Here is a 2,326-nt window from a genome sequence, read left to right as displayed (position 1 = left end):
CGGCCTGGGCCTGCCGCGATGCGCCGGCGCGGCACGGTGCCGGGCGCCTCCACCATGCGCGTGCTGCGGGCCTGCGCCGTCTGCGCGAGTTCGCCGATCAGCGTGGCCTCGGGCAGGTTCTTCCAGTAGCGCGTGGGCATCTCCTTGCGCATCATGTCCAGCTTCAGGCGCGCGGGGTTGAAGATGTTCCGGTAGTAGGTGAGCCACAGCGCCTCGCCCGCATCCGGTGGCGGCGCGTCGCTGCGCTGCGCCGCCGGGCCCCGGTGCAGCCGCTGGCCGTCCCAGCGCACGCTGCGTCCGGCGTGAGGATGGCCCAGCGCATCTGGGTGAAGCGGCGCGCGAAGAACGGCGCGTTGGCCTCGGTGATCCAGTGGTCCGGCTCGAACCAGGCGATGTGCAGCGTGCCTCCGTCGGGCTCGGGCACGGGCCGGAACCGCACGAAGGCGCGCATCTTGTGCATGTCGCGCTTCACGGCGCGGTCCAGGTGCTGCAGCCGCAGGCGGTCGGGGTCCAGCGGGTCGTGGCGCAGGCCCGGCTCGTGCGCGAGCCGCCACAGCAGCCGGTACATCAGCGCGAAGCGGCCGGGGTCGCGGTGCAGCACCACGCGCTCGCACCGCTGCAGGAACTCGCGTGGCACCCGCAGCGGGGACGCGGGCGGCGGTGCATCGGGCGAAAGGGATGCGCCCGGAGGGCGCGCGGCATCGTCCGCTGTCGCCGTGCCGGCCTCTCCGGGCCCCTCGGCGAACAGGTCGCCCGCCGCGTCCGCGGCCGTGAACCATTGCACCTGCTGCGGCGGGTGGCCGCCTTGCAGCAGCGTGCGCGCCGCCGCGCGAAAGCCCGCCCAGTCGGTGGCGTGGCCCAGGGTCACAGTGGTGACCGCACCGGTGGTTGTGGTGGTGGCGTCGTCCATCAGCCGAACAGCGAGGCCTGCACGGGCGGCGCGGGGGCGGTGGGGGCGCCCGCCAGCGGGACCGGCCGTGCCGGCGTGGCGAAGAACGCCTGCAGGTGCACCGAATCGAGCAGGCGCCCCGGCCGATGGTCCACCGTCTCGACGAACGGCAGCACCTTCTTGAGCGGCACGCGCAGGCGCGACAGGTCGGCATGCCGCACGCGCCGCACCCGGCGCGAGGCCAGCAGCCGGTCCACCGAGCCCACGCCCAGACCGGGCACGCGCAGCAGCATCTCGCGCGGGGCGGTGTTGAGGTTGACCGGGAAGCGCTCCGGGTGCGCGATGGCCCAGGCGAGCTTGGGGTCCATGTCCAGCGACAGCATGCCGCCCTGGCGCGCGGGCACGATCTCCTCGTGCGCGAAGCCGTAAAAGCGCATCAGCCAGTCGGCCTGGTACAGCCGGTGCTCGCGCACCATGGGCGGGGCGGCCAGCGGCAGCGCGCGCGAGGCGTCCGGAATGGGGCTGAAGGCCGAGTAGTACACGCGCCGAAGGCGAAAGCCACCGTACAGCTGGGCGCTCGTGGCCAGGATGGTGCGGTCGTCCGCCGCATCCGCGCCCACGATCATCTGCGTGCTCTGGCCCCCCGGGGCGAAATGCGGCGCGGCGGCCCGCCGCGTGCGGCCAGGCAGCGAGACGACCTGCGCGGCGCCCTGCTGCTCGCGCCGGGCCTGCCGGGCATCGGCGATGTGTCCGGCCATGCGCGCCATCGAGCGCGGATGGCGGCGCCGTCCTTCTCGGGCGCCAGCGCCGCCAGGCCCTGCGTTGTGGGCAGCTCCACGTTGATGCTCAGGCGGTCGGCGTAGCGGCCGGCGCGCTGCATCAGCTCCGGCGAGGCATCGGGAATGGTCTTGAGGTGGATGTAGCCGCGAAAGTCGTGCTCCTCGCGCAGCACGCGGGCCACCTCCACCACCAGCTCCATGGTGTAGTCGGGGCTCTGGATGATGCCGCTGGACAGGAACAGCCCCTCGATGCAGTTGCGCCGGTAGAAGTCGAGCGTGAGGTCCACCACCTCCTGCACCGTGAACCGCGCGCGCTGCACGTTGCTGCTCACGCGGTTCACGCAGTACAGGCAGTCGTACAGGCAGAAGTTGGTGAGCAAGATCTTGAGCAGCGAGATGCAGCGCCCGTCCGGCGCGTAGCTGTGGCAGATGCCCGAGCCCTCGGTGGAGCCGATGCCGCGCCCACCCACGGAGTTGCGTGGCGCCGCGCCGCTGGAGGCGCACGAGGCGTCGTACTTGGCGGCGTCGGCGAGGATGGCGAGTTTGGCGTCGAGAATCACTGTATGAATTTACAGTGATGTGCGGCGGGCCGCAATGGAAATCTGCTGCGCTACTAAAAATGTAGCACTATGCCCTAGAAAAATATGCGCTGGAGGCC

General features: G+C 71.8%; 2 protein-coding genes and 1 pseudogene. All 3 read right to left on the bottom strand.

The features are described 5' to 3' along the window. Positions 1 to 185 (bottom strand): DUF4130 domain-containing protein (locus AC27IO_RS23010; protein ID WP_498740981.1); only part of this gene is annotated, 185 nt, incomplete at its 3' end. Beyond that, a complete protein-coding gene (locus AC27IO_RS23005) occupies positions 164 to 910 on the bottom strand; it encodes a TIGR03915 family putative DNA repair protein (RefSeq protein ID WP_498740979.1) in 747 nt (248 codons plus the stop codon). The genes AC27IO_RS23010 and AC27IO_RS23005, both read right to left, overlap by 22 nt. Beyond that, positions 910 to 2,228, bottom strand: a pseudogene (locus AC27IO_RS23000) (putative DNA modification/repair radical SAM protein). Before AC27IO_RS23000 ends, AC27IO_RS23005 begins: the two are co-directional and overlap by 1 nt. Between the last annotated feature and the right edge of the window lie 98 nt (positions 2,229 to 2,326).

It is taken from the genome of Acidovorax sp. KNOB132 (assembly GCF_057541515.1).
The sequence above is the reverse complement of the archived record's forward strand: the minus strand, read 5'-3'. Positions and strand labels throughout refer to the sequence as shown.